Consider the following 20376-nt stretch of genomic DNA (forward strand, 5'->3'; position numbering starts at 1 on the left):
CGCTGCCCATGCGCTTTTCCCGCTCTGCTTCCACCCTAGGCTTGGCCGTATTGAGCGTAGGCCTCATCGGCTGCGAAGGCGCGCTGACCCTCGATATATTGGCCGACGCCCCCGCCCCGCAAGGCCAGCTCACTTTGGCTGTAGACCAAATCGAGCTGGTCCACAGCGATGGTGGCGTAGAGACCTTCGACGTGGAGCAAACGCTCACCATCGATTCCGGCGGCTTAACGACCACCCGCCTGCTGAGCGGAGAAACGGTACGCGACGGAAACTACACGGGCATCCGTCTTCGCCTGCAACAAGATCAGAGCAGCTACGACCCAGATGTCACGGACACCGTCGATGCGCTAGACCTCAACCTCATCAACAACCCAGCCGAAGCCAACAATCAAAGCTTTAGCGTGAGTGAGGATGAAGTGACAGAACTCAGCCTCAAGCTCGGGAGTTTTGTGAGCTTGAGTAACACCTCTGACAGCAGCAGGAACAGCCAAGACTTCAACCCCGCCTTGGAACTGAGCCGCACGGCAGACACCCGCAGCGTGAGTTTTAGCTTGCAGGGCTTAAGCGCCTTCGAGAGCGTTTGCGCCTCTACAGTATCGGGACTACCCCGACTGTACATCTTTAATAACTTCATCAATCAAGCCCTTGATGATGTTGACGGCGGCGCCAATGACCCGCTGCGGGTATTGCATGCCCAGCCCAGCACCGACGATGCTGACACTCGTAGCTGGCGTGCGCCCCGCCTGAGTAGCGGCACCTACCGGCTCGCGCTGAGTTGTTCGGATGACGACCCCGCATTTAACGAAACCGTCGTCTTTTTCTGCACCAGCACCCAGACCCTAGACTCCGATACCAGCGTAGACTTGGTGGCTAACAGTACCGATGCAGGCTGCCCTCCGGAAAGCTGAATCGAGCTCAGCGATAGACACCGTTGCTCTGCCCTACTGGTTCGCTAGGGAAGCTCTGAAGACACCCGCAAGCCACGCCAGGTGGCCAGCTGCCGGAGCGCAAATGCCACGGACTCTGTGCGGCCTTGAGCCATTGACTGGCGAGCATCGCCGGAGGGCGAGGCGGCAAGCACAGCAATGTATTGAGCGCTTCCTTAGTGGATCAGACGAATGCGGTCATCCTCAAAGGGTGACAAGTCCGGTGCCAGCAGCTGGATGTAGCGGTCAAAGTACAGCAGCTGTTTGAGCAACAAAGCGAACTCCTTGGGAAAGCGGATGCCATGCCGGCGCCCAATATCCACGATGGAGAGCATGAACTGCTCGGCATCATCTACGCCCAAATCCATGGCCGGATCACCCTCAATAACACCGCGGGCAACATCCACAACGCCCCGAATGTCACGGGCAAGGCGCGCCACATCTACATCCTCACTGGTGATGCCAATAGTGACTAAGCATTGCGCCATGAGCATGTAATCTTCGGCGGCCCGCGCTGACATGAAATCGATAATGGCCTGCCAGGTTTCTTTGCGGATGCGCCCAACGATGCCAAAGTCGATAAAGCCCACACGGCCATCCTCCAGCACCATTAAATTCCCCGCATGCACATCGGCATGGAAGAATTGGCAACGCACCAAAGAATCCATCCAGGTATTGAGCGCGTTAATCAGCGTCCACTCCGGCTGCGGCGAGTATTTGCGAATACTGTCGAGATCGGTGAAGGGAACCCCGTAGAACCGCTCCATGGTCAGCACCCGACGGGTGGTCGCCTCGTGGTATACACGCGGCGCGCGGGCAAAGTCGTTCTGGGTGTCCTGCAAAAACTGCCGGAATGCCTCGATGTTGGCCGCCTCAGCCAAGAAGTCACACTCCTTAAGCATGGTGGCCTGCACATCACCCACAATCTCAGAGGCTGAGGCACGGGTCACCGCAGGCACGAGCTTCTCAAGCACTTTCACGGCCAGGTAGAGCACGTTGAAATCGGTGGCAAGTACCGTACGCACACCGGGCTTTTGCACCTTCACCACCACGTCTTCGCCGCCGACCAAGGTCGCCGCATGCACCTGAGCGATCGATGCCGTGGCCAGTGGCTCGGGGTTGATCTTGGCGTAGATTTGCGTGAGGGGTTGCTGAAACTCCTCTTCCAGAATCTGCTGCACCACGCTAAAGGGAATGGGTGGAGCGGCATCCAGGCAGCCCTGGAATGCGTCGACGTATTCCCGCGGGAACAAAGAGGGCGCGCTGGCGACAAATTGGCCAAGCTTGATATAAGTCGTCCCTAAGCGCTCAAAGGTTTGCCGCAGCAACTCCGGCCGCGGCGGCCGCTTACCCAGCAAATACTCGACTCCGGTGCGCCCAATCACACTCGCGGTCTGGCCCAAGCGCATCCCGCTGGTCACTGTGTCACGCGCTACCCGAAGCGCCTTATAGCGTTGCAACATCCATTGCCCTCATATCGATCCTTAGGCCGCAATGGCTTGCGGCGGGTCCGCATTATAAAGGGGCCGGAGGGCCCGACGCCTGCGTCCCCGCAGTCTTAGTCTGAGTCCTGGCCCAGGCGTGTATCGCGCATGAGGCTCTCCTGAGCAACGCTAGCAACGAGCTCACCACTGCGATTGAAGATCAAGCCCCGCGACAGGCCGCGGGCTCCCTGAGCCGTAGGGCTATCCATGGAATACAACAGCCATTCGTCTGCGCGAAATGGCCGATGCAACCACAAAGCGTGGTCTAAGCTGGCCACAACCATATGCGGCTGCACAAAGCTGCTGGAATGGGGGAGCAGCGCCGTGGACAACAAATTGAAGTCCGAGGCATAGGTCAGCACCGCCTGATGCAGCAACAAATCATCGTCGAGGCTTCCGTCCGCGCGAAACCAAATAGCTTGCTGCGGCGCACGGGCCTCGGGCCGGAAGGGGTTCACTGGGTGTACCGGACGAAACTCAATCGCCAGCTGGCGCTGGAAGCGCTCGCGAAACGCCGGAGGGCAATCCTCTAACCATTGCTCTCTCCATTGGGCCTGCGACTTTAGGGCTTCTGGCGGCGGCACCTCCGGCATGGGGCTAGCATGGCTGGGCCCTAGCTCTTCGCGGTGAAAAGACGTAATCATGGAAAAAATGGGCCGACCATGCTGGATGGCATGGACTCGCCGCACACTAAAGCTGCGCCCATCACGGATGCGCTCGACTTCGTAAACGATGGGGGCATCCATACGACCTGGACGCACAAAATAGGCATGCATGGAATGCGCGCTCGCACCCGCTACCGTTCGCTGCGCGGCCACCAAGGCTTGGCCCAGCACCTGCCCGCCGAAGACGCTCTTCCCCCCTAAATCACGGGATTGCCCACGAAAAAGGTTGTCTTCAATTGTTTCGATATCCAGCAGGGCAATCAGGTCGGCAAATACAGCATTGGTCATGGTCGATGCGAAAGCGCTCTAGGTCAGCGCACAGCATAGCGCTCACTCCTGCCGCGCAGGGGCAGTACACTGCCAGACAATCGTCTATTGATACTGTGACCTTGTCATGTCCGAACATCGCATCACACTGCAGGCAGATATTGCAGCCCCCGTTGAGGAGGTTTTTGCAGCCTTTGCCGACCATGAAACCTTCGGCAAGCTTTGGCCGGGCCGTACCCAGCGTATTCGCGAAGGAGCCACGCACCCCAATGGCGAGGGTTCGGTGCGGCATGTGCGTAGCGGACTGGTGGAGCTGGAAGAAACCACGACCGTTTATCAACCCTCAGAGCAGCTTGAATATCGCATCACGCGGGGCACTCCGCTGCGCGACCATTACGGACGCCTGCACTTCCATGGCAGCGACAGTGGGACACGGGTGGACTATGAAGTTTATTTTCGCTGTCCAATCCCCTTACTCGGCAGGCTGATCGCACGCCAGCTCAAACAATCCTTCAATCGCCAGATCGGCCCCTGGTCTGAGGCCCTTCAAGCAACAACATGAGCTCCGAGCTGCTGCTGTTGCGTCATGCCAAAAGTGACTGGAATTCCCAGGCACGCAGCGACGCTTTGCGACCCTTAAACCCCCGCGGGCGGCGTGCAGCACCACAAATGGGAGCCTTTATCGCCGCGAATAATTGGCTCCCCGACCGCGTTCTATGCTCACCCGCTTTGCGCACGCGGCAAACTCTGGACGGCGTCGCTCAGGAACTGCCCTGCCCACTCCCCACCATCTGGGACGAAGCCATTTATGCAGCGAGCCTGCAAGCTCTGCTCCAATGCTTAAGCGACCATTGGCACCCTGGAGAGCGCATGCTGCTGGTGGGCCATAACCCCGGCCTGGAAGAGCTGCTATGCCACGCACTGCCGCAGAGCGACTGGCCGCCGGGCCCCAAACGTATGCCGACCTGCGCTCTTGCTCGTTTGGCCTGGGAGCCCACCCAGCTGACGCAGTCGGGTAGCGCTATGTTGTTGCACTGGCAACCGGTCAAGGCCCTCACCAACGCATGAATACCCCGCGCAGTCCCGTTACCCATTTCGCGCTGATTACCTGCGGGCTGATGTTTGTACTGCAGGGCTTTGGCGGCGGCCAGGACGTACTCTTACGCCATTTGGCCTTGTGGCCCAGCCTCAGCGCCACAGCTGGGCCAGAGTGGCCAAGCTTTGCCCCCTGGCAGCTACTGAGTTACGCCCTACTCCATGGCAGTGGCTTGCACTTGTTCTTTAATTTGTTCGGCCTATGGATGTTTGGCCGCCCCGTAGAGTGGGCCATTGGCAGCCAAAGGATGGCGTTTTATGTCGGTTTAGGCATTATCGGCGCCGGCCTATGCCAACTGGGAGCTTTGAGTCTGGAGGGTCGGCATGTGCCCACAATCGGCATCTCCGGAGGTGTGATGGCGCTACTGCCGGCGTTTGCACTGCTCTACCCACGGGCCAAGATCATGCTGCTCTTTCCGCCGATCCCCCTGCCGGCGCCCATCTTCGTATTGCTCTATGCAGGGCTGGAATTGGGCCTAGGCGCCACCGGCGCTCGCACCGGCATTGCCCACTTCGCCCATCTGGGCGGAATGTTGGCAGGCGCCATTGTACTGGCCGTGTGGTACTTCAACGGCGAGCTGCGCCCGCGCCGACTCCCCGAGTCCTGAGCTGACAACATGGCGCATGTCTACTTAGCCGCACTGGTCATCCTAGGCCTAGGCTTGGTGTTTCTGTGGACCGATCCACGCAGCCGCAGCAGTCAGGCTCTGGCCGGCAGTTTGGTATTCAGCGGATTGAGCATTGCGCTGAATAGCTGGTTGTATGCGGGAGGCACGCAGGATGCAGCCGCCGGCCTGGGACGCTGGGTCGCCACTCTGGACGCCCTGGCCATTTGGTTGGCTTTTGCCTGGGCGCGCCAGCTGCGTCGCACCCTGCCGCAGCACAGCGGCATGAACACCCGCTTTGGCGACCGTCTGCTCACTCTAGGCAGCCTGAGCGTCGGGGTGTACTGGCTGTTATCGCTGAGTTTCCCTCAGCAACGGGCAGACTCTTTTCTCAACGCCTTTAGCGTGGATCGCGTCACCAGTGATTTTTGGTTTTTTGTGTTCAGCCTGCCGCTGGAATTCGCCTCCTTAGCTGCTCTCGGCGCCATGTTGCTCCTCCTCCGGCGCCCTATTGACCGCGCCGAGAAGAAGCGCCTCTTGGCCATGTGCCTCGCCATGCCGGTGATGCTCAGCGGGCTGGTATTGCCCATCGCTTTTGCCCCCTTCGTCACCGTGAGCGGCGCACTCATACTGCTGATTGGGGCTACGCAATACCACGTAGAACAGGGGCGACGAAGTGAGTTCTTAGGGCGATTTTTGTCACCCAGCGTGGCCGGATTAGTGCGCGACCGCGGCCTGGAGGCCATGCGCCGTGAAACCCGCACGGTGAGCGTGCTGCATTGTGATATCCGCGGATTTACCAAGCGCTGCCAGGATCTCAGCTCCGAAGAAATTCTGGATCTGCTCCGCCAGTTTTATGCCGTTGTGGGCCGTTGCTGCGAGACCTATGAGGCGACGATCAAGGACTACGCTGGTGACGGCGTCATGGTCTTGGTCGGCGCACCTTTGCCCATTGAGAATCCTGGCAGTCGCGCCATGCAACTGGCGCAAGCCTTGCATGAAGAGTGCGCACCCCTACTGCGGGCTTGGAGCCGCCCTAGTAGCCCCCTAGGCTTGGCCGTCGGGGTCGCCACCGGGCCGGTGACTCTGGGCGTTATTGGTGCACTTCGCTTGGAGTACGTTGCCGTGGGGTCGACAGTGAACTTAGCCGCCCGTTTGTGCGAGTCGGCCGGTGCCGATGAAACCCTGACCGATAGCGCTGCGCTGAAGCATTTGGTGCCACGCACTCTAACCCTGAAGGGTTTTGCCAAAGACGTTGCCGCTTACTCCACCCGCGCAGCTGTCTGAACTGCCGCCTGGGGCTTGCTGCGGACGCGGGCTGGCACCAGGGCGCCCGGAGCTGACCAATCTTGTTGAAGCTCCCACAGGGGTTGTCGCTGCCGGCCCTGCAAATAGTCGTGATGAAACTTGATCAGGCCTTCCTGCCCGGCCTCGTTGCGCACCTCTAAGTAGAACCCGCCCAAGCCTTTGGTATGACCATATCGGCGTGTTTCCACGCCCAATACCGTCAATGGCTCGTCGGCGAACAGCGGGAAAGAGCGCCACTTGCTGGGCGTGTACAAACGATGATTGGGCTCCAAACCGGCGCTGCGAACGCGTAACACTTGCCCGACCAAGCTGCGTGCAAAGCTTAGGGTTTGCAAAAAGTACACGCGTCCCACTGACTGCAAATGCAAAAAGGGCCCTTCATCAGCGTGCGCGCTGGTATCCATAGCGTACACATAGCTGCAGTCCTCGAGCTGTGCCGGGAACCAGCGCTCCCCCTGAGCGTAGAAATAGGCCCCGCTCAACACGCCCTGGCGCCCCCCATAGCCGGCGGACAAGGGCTCGGCAAGCAAGCTGGGGCGGCGGCGCCAAAGCACAAAATCACCATCCAGCAAACTGTCGCTCAAGACCGGGAATGCGAAGCGTACTCCGGCGAGTTGCGCAAAGTTGCACTCTTGCTCCGGTGGCAGCAGCCGGGGTTCTGGTAGGGAACCGGAGTCCGCTGCCACTGGTCGCATCAGCATTGCCACCAGTAGAATGGTGGCCCATGCGACTCCCCAAGCTGACCTTAAAGCCATGTTGAATGCCGACACCGAAATCGTAAAGCTCAATCGAGAGGTTATCGCGGTCTTGGTGCCCGATGGGCAAAAAGTGCGCATTCCTCCTGGCACCCAATGTGGCATCACGCAAGCTCTAGGCGGGAGTTTTACTGTGTACATCGAAGGGCGTCTATTTCGTGTTAACGGCGAAGATGCCGATGCCTTGGGCAAACCGCATCCGCCACGGATTTCCCTACCCGCGGACGCGGATGAAGACGAAGTGGAGCGCATTGTTTGGCAACAGCTCAAGACCTGTTACGACCCAGAGATTCCAGTGGATATTGTTGAACTGGGCCTTATCTACAAATGCAGAGTCGAGCCACTGGGTCATGACCAGCGCAAGGTCAGCGTAGAAATGACGCTCACAGCACCGGGGTGCGGCATGGGCGATGTGTTGGTGGCTGATGTGCGGCACAAGCTCGAACAAATTCCCACCGTGACGGACACCTCCGTGGAGTTGGTTTTCGACCCACCCTGGAACCAATCCATGATGAGCGAAGCAGCGCGTCTGCAAACAGGCATGTACTACTAGGCGCATCGCCCATGGAGGCGGCCGGAGATAAGGACAAGGCCGAGTGGATGAGGCCTAGTCTATTGTGACCAACCCCACCGAACTACGACTCGGGTTAAAGTAATGCCGGGCGCCAAGCACTAGGCTGGCAAAGACACCCGAGGGGACGAAACCATGGCGAGAAAACTGCCGATTACTGATGCGGCTTGGCTCATGCTGGAGAACCGCGAGCGACCCATGCACGTGGGCGGCCTGCAGCTATTTGAGTTGCCCAAAGATGCGCCACCGCATTTCTTACATCAAGTGGCGGAAGAGTTTCGCGCCGGCACCCTTGTAAAACGCCCGTTCAACCAGCGTCTCAAAACCCCATATTCGTCCACGGGCAGCTTCCAGTGGGTGGAAGACACCGACTTTGACCTGGACTACCACTTTCGCCACTCGGCTCTGCCTGAGCCGGGTCGTGTTCGGGAACTGCTAAGCCTAGTGTCACGCCTCCACTCTTCCCTGCTAGACCGACACCGTCCGCTGTGGGAATGTCATCTCATCGAGGGCTTAGAAGGCAATCGTTTCGCCGTCTACACCAAGATTCACCACTCCGTGGTGGATGGTGTGGCGGCCATGAAACTGGCAATGAGTTCGTTTACCGAAAATGCCAAGAGCCGCGACCTGCCCCCGCCTTGGGCCGAGCACAGGGATAACCTCACCCGCAATCGGCAATTGCGCGGAGGCGGCACCCTCGCGCCAGGCCTGGGGCTGGTGCGGCAGCAATTGGGCACCATCCCCCCGGTTCTACAGGCCTTTCGCGATCAATATCGCCAGGCGCGCAAAACCGAGCATGAAATCATGCCTTACCAGGCGCCGCGCAGCCTGCTGAATAAACCCATCACAGGGTCGCGCCGCGTTGCCGCACAAAGCTACCCGTTGGATCGCGTGAAGAACATCGCTCAAGCTTTAGACGGCACCGTCAATGATGTGGTGATGGCCATGTCCGCATCCGCGATTCGTGCTTATCTCATCAGCCAGCATGCCCTACCTACGGAACCACTGATTGCCAATGTCCCGGTCTCCATTCGGCCCGCTGATGATGACTCCGGCGGGAACGCCATTGGCTTCATGCTATGCAGCCTAGCGACCAACGTGGGCGACCCTGGGCGCCGGTTTCAGATCATTCAAGACTCTATGCGCGCGGGTAAACAACGCCTGCGGCAGATGACCCGCGAAGAAATCACCAACTACTCCTTAGTATTGACTTCACCCATGGTGTTGGGACAGCTCATGGGTTTCAAGGGCGAGAAACGGCCGCCCTACAATGTGGTGATCTCCAACGTTCCCGGCCCGCGCAACACTTTGTACTGGAACGGGCTCAAGATGGCTGGTATGTACCCGGTGTCGCTGTTGCTGGATGGCCAAGCCCTCAATGTCACCGTGGTGAGCTATGACGGCTCCTTGGAGTTTGGCATTACAGCCTGTCGTAAGTCTTTGCCGAGCATTCAAAGATTGCTGGATTACCTAGAAGACTCCATGGCCGAGTTGGAGATGGTGGCCGGCATTGGCAGTCGTAGCAAAGGGCAGCGGGCCAGCTAGCTCGGTAGAGCACCGCGCAGCCCTGGCACTTCACAGATTGCCGCTGTGGCCAGTGCAGCGCTGGTAGTTGCTAGCAGCAGCGCGAGCACCGCCGCAGCGAGTCGATCTACGCAATGGCTGTGAAGAAGCTGGTCACAGATGGAACGCCCTGGCTCGAGGCCGACCACTGCGCCGGGGATCGCTCCTAGGCTGCATCAAACCTGAGCTGCATCCAATCCATGGAGTTGCAAGGTAAACTGGTGCGCAGTTAAGCAATGTTGCTTACCTTTATGACTGCGTTGACCTCTCGTCGCCAAGGCCTCCGTTTAGGCATGAGAATGTCATACACCGTCGATATATTCCTACAAGAGGTTGCCGTAGGCAGGCGGTCGCGCCAACAATAGACGCAGCCGAAGGCAACTTCACACTCTCGAATTCAAGACACGGGGAAGAAAACCATGAAGAAAACGCAACTGACAGCTGCGGCTGTTGCCGCTTTGGCCTGCACGAGCAGTGCCTGGGCGCAAGACAGTGAGGAACGCGCCACCTATTTCAGCGTTCTGGGTAGCTACATTGTTGCTGATGACCAGCGCGACGTTGATAACGCCGATGCCGGTCAGAATACCGCCATTGACGAAGGCTACGGCGTTCAGTTCGTTATGGGCCAGATGACCTCCAGCGGTTTTGGCTTCGAGCTTTCCCTGTTCAATGACATGTTTGAAACCGACCAGAACAACGGTACGGACTTCTACCGCTACGGTGTGGGACTGGACGCCATCTACGCCTTTGGCGACTGGATTGGCCTGAGCAGCGATCGCAGCGGCTTTACCCCCTACGTGCTCTTGGGTGGTGGCGCCGTCTACAACGACGTCTTCCCCGATGACCGTGACGATTATGGCTACTACGCCAACGCCGGCCTGGGCATGGTGACCCCCGCACTGAACAAGTACGGTATGAAGATCCGCTTGGATCTGCGCTACGTCTACGACGACTTCGAGTCCGGCTACGACGAAGAGTACAAAGGCAACATCGGTATTGAGTTCCCCCTCTTCGGCGAACCCAAAGTGGTGGAGAAGATCGTCGAGCAAGTTAAAGTGGTTGAAGTCGAGAAAGACAGCGGCCTGCGCGACTCCGACGATGACGGCATCGTGGATGGCAAAGACAACTGCCCCAACACCCCTGCTGGCACCCGAGTTGACGGCGAAGGCTGCCCCTTGGGCGACGTGGTTGCCTTGGACGGCGTGACCTTTGAGTTCAACAGCGATCGTCTGCGCCCCGATGCGGCCACGATCTTGCAAGATGCCGCTGAAGTCCTTGAGCGTTATCCCGAAATGTTGGTGGAAGTTGCTGGCCACACCGATTCCATCGGTGGCGACAGCTACAACCAAAGCCTGTCCCAACAACGTGCAGAGTCGGTGCGTCAGTACCTGATCACGCAGGGCATTTCTGCCGAGCGCTTGACGGCTGTGGGTTATGGTGAGAGCGAGCCGCGTGCGACCAACGACACCGAAGAGGGTCGTGAGTTGAACCGTCGGGTTGAGCTGCGCATCCAGAACTAATTGGGAATGCGTTTTCACACCAGTTTTTACGCAATCTCATAGGAGTTCTTCAATGAACAGACAATGGAAACTAGCGATGGCCGCCTCGGCCATCGCTCTCTTCGCCGGCTGTGAAGCCGATGGCGGTTTCCCTGGCGGCGGGGGCAATCCTGGCGGCGGTACCAACGATGCAGATGGCGATGGAGTGTTTGACTCCGCTGACCTTTGCCCAGGTACCGATGCAGACGCCTCTGTAGATGGAAACGGCTGTGCCACCGATCAGTTCGGAGGAGCCATTCCCAGCGGCTTTCAGTGCAGCAGCCCTTACTCGGCGAACGCAACTGCAGGAGCTGCTGAAGGTAACCTCTGTGTGCTCGGGGCTGTGCTGGACCCGATTCTGGGAATCCTGGGCACGGAAACCTGTTCCGTCACCGATGTGGAGAACGCAGGCGACGGGAACTTGGAAACATTCGCTCAGCTCGAAACCACCGCAGCATTGCTAGACCCGGCCACCTTTGGCTTTGGTCTGGGTGATCCGGTGGATGGGGATGTATCGATCACCTTGGATGGCTTTGGCACGCGGGGGCCCGGCAGTTTGGCGGCCTTCGACCTTGAAATCCCTGGGGGGCTCGTGGACCTTGGAGTGCTCAACTCCATCCGGATCGATACCTTGCTCGATGGCCAGTTGACGAATGACTCCGTAGAGGCCGCAGCCGACGGGAGCCTAGATCCGATTGGACTACTTACCCTTGATCTGCTGGGCATTATCAGTGCATTCCAGGGCAATGAGCGTTTCACCGCCGGCCTGATTGCCAGCGAGCCCTACAACGCTTTGCGCATCACGGCTTCGGCTAGTTTGCTCGGCGCCCAGGTCGGCCTGCAGGAATCAGATGCCAACGTGTACGTCTATGATGGCTGTAATGATGCCATAGCACCTACGCCCACTCCGACGGCAACGCCGGCGCCAACCCCCACGCCGACCCCGACTCCGGACCCTTAAGCTTCAGGCGGTTCCGTGAGTTGAAAAAAAAGCCCCGCAGTCGCGGGGCTTTTTTTGTGCGCAAGCTCGTGGAGCTGAGTGCGAACTACTGCCCCTGGCCCATGGAATAGCCCTTCACAGCATCGAACTCGCACAGGTTTTCGGTTTTGATGATGTCGATGCCAGCCGCATGCAGTTCGCCCAGCAGTTGCAGCACTTGGGCGTAAATAATGCCGTGACCGGGTTTGGCCATGAAGCGGCAACGCCAATGATCGGTGCAGTGAGTTTCCTCCATACCGCCAGGCCATACCTTCACGCCGCGATTGGTAATCATCTGCAGGCTCAGGCCATAACCAGCCACCGCGGATAAGCGCTGCCCCAAACTATCTGGGCTGACCTGCGGGGCATCTACAAACACATCAACGCCCACCAAGGCCTTGTTTGGCCGGCTGCGGCGCACGGATGCAGCCGGAGCGGGAGCGGCCTGCACGGGAGCTTGATCTGCGTATTCCACCTTCGGCAGCACCTGCGGCTCTTGGCCCAATCGGGCGACGACCGCTTGGGCAAAGGCTTGGGTGCCTAAGCGAGCCTGAGTGTGCTCCGAGAGCATATCTGCCGTGTGTTGGCCATCTTCCAGGGTGCGCAGCCAGGCATTGTGAATGCGCTGCGCGACGTCCGCCTGCCCAATATGAATCAGCATTTGCACCGCGCCCAGAAGCAAGCCACTGGGGTTGGCAATGTCCTGACCGGCAATATCCGGGGCACTGCCATGAATGGCCTCAAACATAGCCACCTGGTTGCCAATGTTGGCACTGCCCGCGAGGCCTACGCTTCCACTGACTTCGGCAGCAATGTCGCTGATGATGTCGCCATAGAGGTTGGTGGTCACAATGACATCAAAGCGCTCTGGCTGAGTCGCCAGCCGCGCCGCACCAATATCGATGATGTAGCGCTCTGTTTCTAAGTCTGGGTAGTCCTGAGCAATCTCTTCAAAGACCTCATAAAACAGCCCATCGGTGAGCTTCATGATGTTGTCTTTGACCATGCAGGTCACCTTGCGGCGACCATGGGCGCGGGCATACTCAAAGGCATAGCGCACAATGCGCTCGCAGCCCGGCCGAGTGATAAGCTTCAAGCACTGGTAAACATCGGCAGTTTGGCGGTGCTCAATGCCCGCGTACAGGTCTTCTTCGTTCTCCCGGATAATGACCACATCCATTCCGGGATGTTGGCTGCGCACAAAAGGGGCGTAGGTAGTGCAGGGGCGCACATTGGCGTATAGCCCCAAGGATTTGCGAATGGTTACATTCAGGCTTTTATAACCACCCCCGCTCGGCGTGGTGATTGGCGCTTTCAAAAATACTTTAGTCCGGCGCAGACTGTCCCAAGCCTCAGGAGCAATACCGGCGCTATGCCCGGAGGCATACATTTGCTGACCAATGCTGATGGTTTCCGGGGCAATCCGCGCCTTGGCGGCAGCCAGAATATCCAAGGTGGCCTGCATGATCTCCGGACCAATACCGTCGCCCATCGCCACCGTGATGGGGGTGAGGTTGGTAGCGCTTTGGGGGATGGGGGTTTCGCCGGTCGCCAATACGGTGCTTGGGTCTTGCTTCATGCGGGGGCTCACTGCGGGAGGTCGGAAAAGGTGCAGCCACTGTACGCGGACAAAACATTTTGAAAAAATACTTTGTTCTGATGCTATTCATAGGTTTTTGTCTATGACAGTCGCCCTCCGAGAATTGCTCCGCATTACGCCACAGCAATTGCGGGCCTTTGAGGCCACCGCTAGATTGGGCGCGGTCACCCGGGCCGCACGCGAACTGCACATCACCCAGCCTACGGTCAGCGTGCAACTCAAAGAGCTGGCGCAAACCGTGGGCGCTGAACTATTCCTCAAGTCTGGCCGCGGCATTGCCCTCACCCAGGCAGGCGAGGCCTTGGCGCTCACCATCAACGACATTCACGATTGCTGGCGGCGCTTTGAAACGACATTATCGGATTTGCAGGGCCTGATTCAGGGCCGGCTTCGCATTTCGGCAGTCACCACCGCCGAGTATTTCGTGCCCGATCTGCTGGGCCCGTTTGCCCAAGCCTATCCAGGAGTGGATGTAGAGCTCATTGTGGATAGTCGGGAGCGTATTGTGGAACGCATGCAACGCTTCGCTGATGATGTCACGGTAATGACCCTGCCCCCGCAGGACCTACCCTTGGCGCAACTCCCCTTCCGCGACAACCCTGTGGTTGTCATCGCTGCCCAGGACCACGCCTATGCTGGACGTCGCTGCAGCTTGGAAGATCTCGCCAATGACTCTTGGCTAATGCGCGAACCGGGCAGCGGGACTCGGCGACTGGCCGAAGATCATTTTCGCGGCGTCGGCTTTGAGGCTCAGGTTCGCATGAGCCTGGGGAGCAACGAAGCCATCAAACATGCGGTGCGCGCAGGCTTGGGTTTAGGAGTCATTGCCGAAATCGCCCTGCAGCCACACGCGCCAGGCCTAAGCATCGTGCAGGTAGACGGCTTTCCCCTGCAGCGGCGCTGGCAGGTGGTCTACCGCCGTGATCGCCCGCTATCCAGCGCCGCTCAAGCCTTGGTGCGCTATCTTCAAGACAGTCCACACGAGCGCGCATGATGCTGACTCTCTGTGCCAATGAACTCCAAGCGCGGCTACTCCGTGATGATCACAACCAGGCCCATTGGAGGGCTGGTGAGGCGGCCTGGGAGGCGGCCAACATTTGGTCATTCGAGCGCTGGACGCGGCAGCACTGGCTCAATCAATGGCCCCCAGAAGAGTTGATTTCGCGCACCAAAGAGCGCTGGCTATGGCTAGAACTCATTGCCGCAGAACCCTTGGCGAACACCGTGCTCGCCCCCGAACAGCTGGCGCAGCAAGTTATGCGCACCTGGCGCCTCTGCCAACAATGGAGCATCAACCCAGAACACGCTCCTCGGTGGACGCCAGAGCAGGAACTCTATGCCCGGCTGCATCAGGCCATGCACACGCAGCTACAAGACCGCGGATGGATTACCGATAGCCAGCTCGCAGGGGCCATATTGCCCACCCTCCAGCCCCAGAGCGCAATCCAACTGGCGCCTGGGGTGTGGAGCAACAACCTCCCCCCTATGCAGCGCAAAGTTTTGCAGCGGCTGGGCCTGCAGCTGCAGCGCCAGGACCAAGCACAGGCTGGCCCGCGGCAGGGCTGGCTATGCACGGACTCTGAGCAGCAGTGGCAAGCCCTGGCTCAGCGGCTGAGGCCTCTCATCACTCAGCCTGATGCGCGGGTGGTGGTCGGTGTACACAACCTCGCCCAACATCGCAACCAACTGGAAGATGCCTGGCGGGAAGAGCTGTGTGCTTGGGCCGATACTCTGCCAGCTGCTCGCGAAGACCATGAGCCGCCATGGCAAGTTGAGCTACCGCGTGCGTTGCCCGAATGGCCTATGGCCAAGGCCTTGTTGGACGTATTACAGCTACTGCATGCGCCCCTGAGCTTCAGTGACCTCAGCGCGGTCTTGCGCCAACCTTTGTTCTATGACGCGCAGGAGTGGCTGTACTGTGTACAAGCCGAAGCGGGGCTACGCCAACGTGGGCTCCGCTTTAGCGTCAATGACCTGGAGCAGTCCCTCGCCGACGATGCTCCCCCAGCCCTCAAACAGCGCTTCGCTGCTTTGGCTCAGTGCATCCATGAACGACCGCGCAGAGCGCGGGCTGCGCAGTGGATTAATCACTTTCAGCATCTGTGGACCGTGTTTCCACTGCACCCCAACGCCGCCGTTTGGCGGCTACGCGAGGATCTCAGCCGTTCACTGGCCGGCTTTCAAAGCCTCGATGATGAATTGGGGCTGCTCAGCCCGCGCCAGGCAACGCGCTGGTTATTTCAGGTCTTAGACGATCACTACCATTCTCCCCCTGCACTGAAGCACAGCCCCGTGCTGGTCTGCGAGCTAGACCTTGCCTGCACCTTGCCCGCCTCACACACCTTTCTCTGCGGTCTAGACGGGGCCGCATGGCCTCCACCAGCGCCCTCTCAGCCCTGGCTGAACCCAGAGCTTCTCGCCTCGGTGAAACACCCCGCGCAGTCCAGCGCGAGTTGGTACGCGGATCAGCAAGCCTATTGGCAGAGCGCACTGAATCAGCCTGCACAACTCGAGCTGTATGCCTGCGCACAAGACAGCAGCGGCCAAACGGTGCAGCCCAGCCCCTGGCTGGCCGCCAGCTGGCAGCAGACGCCCACCACAGATTCCGAACACCGAGTGGGCACCCAAGACATTCTCGAAGCGCCCTTGGCCACCTTAGGCCCGCAGAGGCTGCAAGGCCAAAGGCGCGCGGTGAATATGTTGCGGCATATGGCGCGCACACCCTTTGCCGCCTTTATCTTGGATCGGCTGCGCACCAACCAGCTACCAGAGATTGCCCAAGGCCTAGCGCCCGACCGCCAGGGGAGCTGGGTGCACGCCATGCTCGATCAGGCCTGGGCGCATTTACGCAGCTCGCGCAAGCTGGCGGCCACTAGTGATGAGGCTCTACTCGGCTTACTCCAAGACATCAGCAGTGATACCGGCCATGAGTACCTGCCGTCCAGCCGCTTTGGCCCCTTCCTCAGACGCCTAGAAACTGATCGTATCGTGCAGCTGTGTCTGCGCTGGTTACAGCACGAGCGCCGGCGGCGGGACCCTTTCGAGGTCATCTATCGCGAACTCGATATCGAAGAAACGCGCGCCCAGCTACCCATGCGGATGCGCATCGACCGTATCGACCGCGTGCTACTGCCTGATCGCCCGCGCCTGCTGATTGTTGACTACAAAACCGGCCAGGCCGACTTTAGCGGCTGGTCCAGTGAGGGCCTCCACGAACCACAACTACCGCTATATGCCACCAGCCAAGCACTGGCAGCGCACGGGCTGCACCCGGTGGACGGTATTTGCTTTGCCCGCGTCCACCACCGCCAAATGGCCTTGGTGGCGGCTACCAATTGGTGCCAAAAACTGATTGAAGATCGTCAAGAAAAAGCCTGGCGGGGGGCCTGGGAAGAAGAGCTTCAGGCCTGGGAGCGACGCCTCAGGGCCCTCATTGCTGACTACGCTCAAGGCGAGGCTCGGCATGCCACACAGTACGCACTTCAACAAGACTGGAGCCTGCGCGCCTTAGGGTTTTTGTTGGATGCAGACGGCGCTCAGGAGGATGCACATGGACCTGGATAGCCAGGCTCGGCAACAGGCGCTGGACCTACGCCAATCGTTTTGCGTGCGCGCCCCGGCCGGCTCTGGAAAAACCGGACTTTTGGTTAGTCGCGCTTTGGCCGCTCTGGCCCAAGTCGATGAACCTGAACAGGTTTTGGCCATTACCTTCACCCGCAAAGCCGCCTTCGAGATTCGGGAGCGCTTACGTGAAGCCTTGGACAGCGCCGATGCTCCCCCACCCGCAGATAGTTTTGCTCAGCATATTCATGCCCTGGCGATGCGTGTCCGCCAGCGCGACCGCGAGCGCGGCTGGGAACTGCAACACAACCCCAACCGGCTGCGGGCCACCACAATTGATGGGCTTAACCGCGATCTGGCCCGGCATATGCCCTTGATGACAGGCTTGGGAGCCCCCTTACAACCGCTGGATGATGCTGCGGAGTTGTACCGACAAGCTCTGGTGCGCGCGCTGGACCGGCATGAAGACGCGCAGCTTGATGGCGCCCTGCGGCAAAGCCTAGACCAGGTTCTGCAACTAGGCCAAAACCGGTTGGACCCCTTACTGCAAAAACTCCATCAACTGCTGGCCGAGCGCGGCCAATGGGCTGGCATTGACCCCAGTGAAGACGCTTGGGAGCGAGGCCAGTATTGGCTAGAGCAGTGGACCCTCAGCAGCATGTGCGACATTCTCGCCCAACTGCCCTTAGCCACGGCCGATGCCTGGGCTCTGACGCTGGCTGAACTGGCTCAGGCCCAACCCGACAGCCCCTGGCAGCCCGTGCAAGCAGCCACGGCATGGCCAGCAGCGCTGCCGGAGCATATTGAGCAGTGGCAGTGCTTAGCACGCAGCCTGCTGACTCAAACCGGGGCATTACGCAAGCCAGGCGGCTTGAATGTTCGGTCTGGTTTTCCCAAAGGACCTACAACCGCCCGGGCCAAAGAGCTTATGCAAGAGTGGCAGGATCACCTGTCTCCTAGCTGCGTGCATGCCCTGCGTGCACTGCTGGATTTGCCGAGCCGTTATAGCCAAGAGGAGGCCGAACGCAGCCAACACTTGTTGGTGGTGCTGCGCCTCGCCTTGGCCGAACTCAAGCTTATATTCGCCGAAAGCGGGCGCTGCGACCACACAGAAATCGCCCTAGCCGCGGCCACCGCCCTGGCCAATGAGAGCAGCGGCGTAGGGCAACGCATGGACGCCCGCATTCAACACCTGCTGGTCGATGAAATGCAGGACACCAGCCAGAGCCAACTACAGCTACTCGCCATGTTGGTTCGCGACTGGCAGCCTGGCGATGGGCGTAGCCTCTTCCTGGTCGGCGATCCCCAGCAAAGCATTTATGCATTTAGACAGGCGCGGGTCGAAGGCTTCCAGCGCCTACTGCAACCAGGCGCCAGCCTTGGCCCGGTCCCCCTGCAGGCGCTACAGCTAGCACGTAATTTTCGCTCTAACCCCACTTTGGTCGAGTGGACCAATACGGTCATGGCGCGTATTTTTGAAGCCCATGGCAGTCCTATTCGCTTTGCCCCCAGCACAGCTGCCCGAACACAGGCCACAGCGAACCACGCCATCGTCTGGCACAGCTGCCAGAGCGAGGCTGAGGAGGTCCAGCTTGCCCTGACTCAGATCCGTCAGCTTCAGGCTCAGCAGCCCAATACACGCATTGGTATGCTGGCTCGCACCCGCGCTCACTTGCTGCCATTGGCTCAGGCCCTACGCCAAGCCAACATGACATTTAGCGGCATCGACCTCCAGCCCCTCTCCGAGCAAGCCCATGTGCGCGACTTTTTGGCAGGACTGCGACTATTGCACCACCCGGCAGACGAACTCAGCTGGATTCGCTGGCTACGCAGCCCAGCCCTGGGACTCAACTGGGCACAAATTGACCAGCTCCGGGCCACGGATCTGCAGAGCAGTTGGGCCCGCCTAGTCCTCGCCGCCAGCCCCCCGGAGGACTATCCAGAAGCCCGCTGGCAACACGCCATCGACACCTTAAGCAACGTGCTGCAGCGGCGCCAAAGTGGCCTCGCCCTCGCCGAGGCGGCGCGCTTACTCTATGCGGGATTAGGACAGCACCATGCCCTAGACGGCCCGGCGCGCACGGATATCTCCAGGGTTTTGGCCTTTTTGCGCGAGCACTGCATGGGTGGGCAGCTGCGCGATGAAGCCGCTTTTCTGCGCGGTCTGCAGCGCTTATGGGCGGCGGCTGCCACCGCGCCGCTAGAACTGATGACCGTGCACAAGTCCAAGGGCTTGGAGTTTGATCAGGTCTTCCTCATGGGCTTAGGCCGAGGAGGCCGCGGCGGCGAAGAACCACTACTGGGCTGGCACCCCGATCATCCCGAAGCGGTGCTGAGCATTCAACCCAGCGCCATGGACAGTGATAGCGAGGCCTCAATCTACCCCTGGCTTCGGCGCACCACCCGACACCAGGAAGCCGCGGAGCAGTTGCGGCTGCTCTATGTGGCATTGACCCGGGCCCGCGACGGCCTGCATCTGTTCGCCCTGCCCAAAGCGGCCTCCGGTAGCTTGGGCGCAGCCCTGGCCAGTGTAGGGCAGTGGCCAGAAGTCGATGAGGACAGGGCTGAAGAGGCCTCGGCCGGCGGTCTGGAGTGGGTCCGCCAGCGCTGTTTTAGCACTGTTCCCAAGGCGCCAGAACAACCTCAGTTTGAGATGGCGCCCAGGCGAGGACCCTCGCCCAGCCAATTAGGCGCAGCGCAGGACCCAGCCCCAACATTGAGTGCAGAGCGGCTTAAGGCCACCGTTCTGGGCACAGCTGTGCATCAAACTTTGGAATACCTCGCCATCCATGGGCTGGAGCAATGGGAACATCGGCGGGAACAGATGCTGCAATCACTCCGGGCCGCATTAACCCGACAAGGACTCCCCCAAGTCGATGCTGCGTCCACACTGACGCAAGTCGAAGCGATGATCGACCGTGCCACCCAGGGCCAGGCCCGCTGGCTGCTCCAAGACCACCCTTGGCAGCGCAACGAATACGCTCTGGCAGGCCGACTGGAGGGGCGCTTGGTCCAAGGCGTGATCGATCGCTGCTTCATCACCCAGGATGGAGAGCTTTGGCTGGTGGACTACAAAACCAATCACCCCCCTGCCGAGCTTGAGCAGGCTGCTTGGATTGCCAGCATGGAGCAACAATACCGCGTGCAGATGGATCGCTATGCGCAGCTCTTGCTGGGTACTCAGCCCGCAACTCAGCACTGCATCTGTGCCTTGTATTTGGTGGCCACGGATAGCCTGCATAGCTGGCGTTTTCCGGCATGAGCCCGCACTGAGTTGGGTCTGGGGTTGAATAGCCATTGCCAAACGAGCACCACCTCAGTATTTGCGGCTGTACGACGAGGCCTTTTTTTACCCATGGTTCTAACTCAGACCTTCATTGAAGAACTGACCTTAAGTCGATGTTGATTCAGGATTTTTCGGAGATACCCACAAAGCCTGTGGATAAGTCTGTGGAAGAG

At 59.6% G+C, this 20376-nt stretch carries 16 protein-coding genes; 12 read left to right on the forward strand and 4 right to left on the reverse strand.

Going from position 1 to position 20376, the window contains the following annotated elements:
- The first annotated feature begins 8 nt into the window (after window positions 1–8).
- Window positions 9–908: a hypothetical protein gene (locus tag KI787_03210; protein ID MBV6628940.1), complete on the forward strand. Its 900-nt coding sequence runs from the start codon at window positions 9–11 to the stop codon at window positions 906–908.
- 194 nt (window positions 909–1102) lie between these two features.
- On the opposite strand, the gene KI787_03215 is transcribed toward KI787_03210, so the two are convergent.
- Both KI787_03215 and tesB read right to left on the reverse strand, forming a co-directional pair.
- Window positions 1103–2389 (reverse strand): AarF/ABC1/UbiB kinase family protein, encoded by a 1287-nt coding sequence (locus KI787_03215; protein ID MBV6628941.1) that lies wholly within the window; start codon window positions 2387–2389, stop codon window positions 1103–1105.
- A 95-nt stretch (window positions 2390–2484) separates the two neighbouring features.
- Window positions 2485–3363, reverse strand: coding sequence for an acyl-CoA thioesterase II (tesB, locus tag KI787_03220; GenBank protein MBV6628942.1), 879 nt, complete (start codon window positions 3361–3363; stop codon window positions 2485–2487).
- A 106-nt stretch (window positions 3364–3469) separates the two neighbouring features.
- On the opposite strand from tesB, the gene KI787_03225 reads away from it, so the two are divergent.
- The 4 genes from KI787_03225 to KI787_03240 are packed head-to-tail and all read left to right on the forward strand — an operon-like array spanning window position 3470 to window position 6329.
- Window positions 3470–3904, forward strand: a complete 435-nt coding sequence (locus KI787_03225) for an SRPBCC family protein (protein ID MBV6628943.1) — start codon at window positions 3470–3472, stop codon at window positions 3902–3904.
- A complete protein-coding gene (locus KI787_03230) occupies window positions 3901–4410 on the forward strand; it encodes a histidine phosphatase family protein (protein MBV6628944.1) in 510 nt (169 codons plus the stop codon). The genes KI787_03225 and KI787_03230 overlap by 4 nt, the downstream gene beginning before the upstream one ends.
- Window positions 4407–5045: a rhomboid family intramembrane serine protease gene (locus KI787_03235; protein ID MBV6628945.1), complete on the forward strand. Its 639-nt coding sequence runs from the start codon at window positions 4407–4409 to the stop codon at window positions 5043–5045. The genes KI787_03230 and KI787_03235 overlap by 4 nt, the downstream gene beginning before the upstream one ends.
- A gap of 9 nt (window positions 5046–5054) precedes the next feature.
- Window positions 5055–6329 carry an adenylate/guanylate cyclase domain-containing protein gene (locus KI787_03240; protein MBV6628946.1) on the forward strand — a complete coding sequence of 425 codons (1275 nt, stop codon included), beginning with the start codon at window positions 5055–5057 and terminating at the stop codon, window positions 6327–6329.
- On the opposite strand, the gene KI787_03245 is transcribed toward KI787_03240, so the two are convergent.
- Window positions 6305–7045, reverse strand: coding sequence for a hypothetical protein (locus KI787_03245; protein ID MBV6628947.1), 741 nt, complete (start codon window positions 7043–7045; stop codon window positions 6305–6307). The two genes, KI787_03240 and KI787_03245, sit on opposite strands and share 25 nt — an antisense overlap.
- A gap of 58 nt (window positions 7046–7103) precedes the next feature.
- Between KI787_03245 and sufT the strand changes: the two genes are divergently transcribed.
- The 4 genes from sufT to KI787_03265 all read left to right on the forward strand — a co-directional run bounded on the left by sufT (window position 7104) and on the right by KI787_03265 (window position 11738).
- Window positions 7104–7658 (forward strand): putative Fe-S cluster assembly protein SufT, encoded by a 555-nt coding sequence (gene sufT, locus KI787_03250; GenBank protein MBV6628948.1) that lies wholly within the window; start codon window positions 7104–7106, stop codon window positions 7656–7658.
- 153 nt (window positions 7659–7811) lie between these two features.
- Window positions 7812–9221: a wax ester/triacylglycerol synthase family O-acyltransferase gene (locus tag KI787_03255; protein MBV6628949.1), complete on the forward strand. Its 1410-nt coding sequence runs from the start codon at window positions 7812–7814 to the stop codon at window positions 9219–9221.
- Between the two features lie 437 nt (window positions 9222–9658).
- Window positions 9659–10759, forward strand: coding sequence for an OmpA family protein (locus KI787_03260; protein ID MBV6628950.1), 1101 nt, complete (start codon window positions 9659–9661; stop codon window positions 10757–10759).
- Window positions 10760–10811: 52 nt separating this feature from the next.
- Complete coding sequence (locus KI787_03265; protein ID MBV6628951.1) at window positions 10812–11738, forward strand: hypothetical protein; 927 nt, start codon at window positions 10812–10814, stop codon at window positions 11736–11738.
- A gap of 85 nt (window positions 11739–11823) precedes the next feature.
- Here KI787_03265 and KI787_03270 read toward each other — a convergent pair whose 3' ends face one another.
- Window positions 11824–13335 carry an NADP-dependent isocitrate dehydrogenase gene (locus tag KI787_03270; protein ID MBV6628952.1) on the reverse strand — a complete coding sequence of 504 codons (1512 nt, stop codon included), beginning with the start codon at window positions 13333–13335 and terminating at the stop codon, window positions 11824–11826.
- A 103-nt stretch (window positions 13336–13438) separates the two neighbouring features.
- Between KI787_03270 and KI787_03275 the strand changes: the two genes are divergently transcribed.
- The 3 genes from KI787_03275 to KI787_03285 are packed head-to-tail and all read left to right on the forward strand — an operon-like array spanning window position 13439 to window position 20179.
- A complete protein-coding gene (locus KI787_03275; protein ID MBV6628953.1) occupies window positions 13439–14350 on the forward strand; it encodes a LysR family transcriptional regulator in 912 nt (303 codons plus the stop codon).
- The gene (locus KI787_03280; GenBank protein ID MBV6628954.1) at window positions 14347–16920 is read left to right on the forward strand and encodes a PD-(D/E)XK nuclease family protein; all 2574 of its coding nucleotides are present in this window, start codon (window positions 14347–14349) and stop codon (window positions 16918–16920) included. The genes KI787_03275 and KI787_03280 overlap by 4 nt, the downstream gene beginning before the upstream one ends.
- Window positions 16907–20179: a UvrD-helicase domain-containing protein gene (locus tag KI787_03285; protein ID MBV6628955.1), complete on the forward strand. Its 3273-nt coding sequence runs from the start codon at window positions 16907–16909 to the stop codon at window positions 20177–20179. Before KI787_03280 ends, KI787_03285 begins: the two co-directional genes overlap by 14 nt.
- Window positions 20180–20376: the final 197 nt, after the last annotated feature.

This window comes from Oceanococcus sp. HetDA_MAG_MS8 (assembly GCA_019192445.1).
Lineage (GTDB): Bacteria > Pseudomonadota > Gammaproteobacteria > Nevskiales > Oceanococcaceae > MS8.